3 protein-coding genes are annotated in these 3,195 nt (G+C 36.0%); 1 reads left to right on the top strand and 2 read right to left on the bottom strand.

What is annotated here, in order from left to right; genetic code table 11:
* Positions 1-124: 124 nt before the first annotated feature.
* Complete coding sequence (locus EGI31_RS14245) at positions 125-1,057, bottom strand: DUF1295 domain-containing protein (protein ID WP_255037893.1); 933 nt, start codon at positions 1,055-1,057, stop codon at positions 125-127.
* A 569-nt stretch (positions 1,058-1,626) separates the two neighbouring features.
* The gene (locus EGI31_RS14240; protein WP_255037892.1) at positions 1,627-2,091 is read right to left on the bottom strand and encodes an Lrp/AsnC family transcriptional regulator; all 465 of its coding nucleotides are present in this window, start codon (positions 2,089-2,091) and stop codon (positions 1,627-1,629) included.
* Between the two features lie 142 nt (positions 2,092-2,233).
* Between EGI31_RS14240 and EGI31_RS14235 the strand changes: the two genes are divergently transcribed.
* On the top strand, positions 2,234-3,195 hold a 962-nt coding region (locus tag EGI31_RS14235), incomplete at its 3' end, for a homocysteine S-methyltransferase family protein (RefSeq protein WP_255037891.1).

Genomic DNA, 3,195 nt, shown 5'->3' with positions numbered 1-3,195 from the left:
CTTAACGATAACTATAAATTTTGGAAAAGTATTCAACCTGGATATCTATATTTTGAACAAAATAAGATATTGCCAAAAGTTATAATCAATAAAGATGGGAAATATCTCTTCAAATAAGATTTTATCACCATAATTTCGGCAAAAACCTTGGAACTCTTTTTAAGTAATCCTTGTAAGCGGGATATTTTTCTGCAGAAATTTTCTCGCTAAAATCTGCACTTCCCTGGAAAAGCAAAAGTAAAAGTATGATACCCATCACTGACCAGTTGAGCCAACGACCACTAGCGGACACGCTAAACAAATAGAAAACTAGCCAGATAGATTGCTCAGCAAAATAATTTGGGTGTCGCATTTTACTCCATAGTCCTGTATCAACGAATCCTTTTGCATAATCACCTTCGAGCGGTTCTTTTGGAGCTTTTTTGGCATATTTTACAGTTTGGTAATTCCATTGTTGTTGGTCTGCGACGGTTTCAAAAATCAGAAAAAATAGGAACAATCCAGTTAAAATTAAATCAAAAAGTCCAAGAGGGTTTTCGCCTTGCCAAGCCACTATACTCGGCATTGTAAAAAGCAAAATCAAACTCATTTGATAGACACAAATAAAGAGGAGATGGAATAATTTCCATGCAATTTTACTTTTAAAGGCAGGATTTTGCCTCAAGACCTCCCAACGGTAATCTTCTTCACCTTGCCAAAACTTCCATGAATATCCTCCTCGCCTATTGAAATTGTAAGTAAGTCTAACTGCCCAAATTGTCACCAAAAAAGCCATTAATACTACTCTTGTATTGAAATCAGAGGCAAAAGCTACAATCCAAACATAGATTGCTGGCAATATGCTCCAAAGTTTATCAACCTGACTGTTGTTTTTGGTGATTTCTCCGATAATGAAAACAAAACCTGACAATCCTAACATCAATTTTACCAAAAAATAGAGCGTGCTGGTTTGAAAATCAGAAAGAGGATGATTGGTATCAAAATAAAAAGTAAAAACAGGTACAATGATCAACGCCAATATTAATAGCGATGAAATCAAGATAAGGTTGAATTTCATGGTTCAGAGATTAAATACTGAAGCAATAATAATAAATTTTTACCATGAAATCGAACACAGAAGACCCTGATTTTAAAATATCGCTGATGTGATTAACCTGATTTGGAGTTTGAATTTATTATTTTAGAAACTAAAGATTGAATCAATAAAAGATTAAGACATAAAATCCTTAGTGCATTCAAGCCTCAAAAAAAACCGTTACTAATTTTTGGCAAAAAAACATTCCAATATTCAAAAATTCCTTCATTCAAGCATTATTAGATTCCGTTACTAAATCGTGAATTCGTGGTAAAAAAACAGTCCAATATTCAAAAATTCATTCATTCAAGCATTATTAGTTTCCGTTACTAATTCGCGAATTCGTGGCAATAAAACACTTCAGCATTCAAAAATTCATCCATTTAAGCATTATTTGAATCCGTTACTAATTCGTGAATTCGTGGCAATAAAACATTCCAGCATTCAAAAATTCATACACTTAAGAATTACTTGAATCCGTTACTAATTCGTTAATTCGTGGCAATAAAACATCTAGCATTACAACATTCTAACATTCAAGAATTAAATACTCACTCAGGCTCAAATGCCGTCTCGTTCTTAATTTCGCCCATCACGAAGATACTCTGGGTAGAGCCGATATTTTCTAAGGAAGCCAATTTATTCATTATAAATGACTGATATTCACGCATATCACTCACCACTACTTTTATCAAGAAATCATAATCTCCCGAAATATTCAAACATTCAACTACCTCTGACATTTCTACAATGGCTTTCACAAACTTAGCCCCAGCCTCTTGAGCGTGTTCTTTTAATCGAATATTACACAAAACCATCAAATCTCGACCGACTTTCTCTCGATCCACCAAAGCCACATATTTCTTTATAACTCCTTGATCTTCAAGCCTCCTAACTCTTTCATATACAGGAGTTGGCGAAAGATTAAGTCTACTGGCCAATTCCTTGGTGGTGAGCTTCGCATCTTGTTGCAAATACCTCAAAATGTCTTTGTCAGTTTCGTCTAATTTTATCATAATGATAGATTTGAAACACAAATTTAGATAAAGTATTCAAAAAAAATAACATTTATAGATAATTTATCTATATTTATAGAATATCACTTATTTTTTTATCTTTTATTTATTAATTTTGAACAAAAATTCAGAGAAAGGCTAAATGAGCAAAATTACAGACGTTTTAAAAGAAAGAATTTTAGTTTTAGATGGTGCCATGGGTACCATGATTCAACGATATAAACTTACAGATGAAGATTACAGAGGAGAAAGATTCAAGGACTTTCCACACGATATAAAAGGCAACAATGATTTGCTTTCGATTACTCGTCCAGACGTAATCTTGGCCATACACAAAGAATATTTAGATGCTGGGGCAGATATCATCGAAACCAATACTTTCAGCGGAACTACAGTGGCCATGGCCGACTACCACATGGAGGATTTGGTATATGAAATCAACTTTGAAGGTGCAAAAGTGGCACGACAAGCCGCTGACGAGTACACAAAAGTCAATCCGGCCAAACCAAGATTTGTTGCTGGTTCCATGGGTCCAACTACGAAAATGGCTTCTCTTTCTCCAGATGTGAACAACCCAGGCTTTAGAGCTATCACTTTTGATGAACTGTTGATAGCATTCAAGGAGCAAGTAAATGCCCTCATTGACGGTGGAGTGGATTTGTTATTGATAGAAACCGTAACAGATACATTAAACTGCAAGGCAGCCATTTATGCTGCCACAGAGGTAATTGATGAGCGAAAACTCATCGATCCGAGTTTCGAAATGCCTATAATGGTATCAGGAACCATCACCGATCAATCTGGACGCACACTTACAGGACAAACCTCCGAAGCTTTTTACAATTCGGTATCGCATGGAAACCTCATGTCTATCGGTCTAAACTGTGCCTTGGGTGCAAGGGCCATGAAACCCTATTTGGCGGAACTATCACGAGTAGCCGATTGTATGGTGAGTGTTTATCCAAATGCTGGGTTGCCCAACGAAATGGGCCAATACGACGAATCACCGGCTTATATGGCCGAGCAAGTTCGCGAATTCTTAGAAGAAGGATATGTAAACATTTTGGGTGGATGCTGCGGTACAACACCAGATCACATCAGAGA

It is taken from the genome of Lacihabitans soyangensis (assembly GCF_024343775.1).
GTDB lineage: Bacteria > Bacteroidota > Bacteroidia > Cytophagales > Spirosomataceae > Leadbetterella > Leadbetterella soyangensis.
Note: the sequence above shows the minus strand (reverse complement) of the source record. Positions and strands in the feature narration are given on the sequence as shown.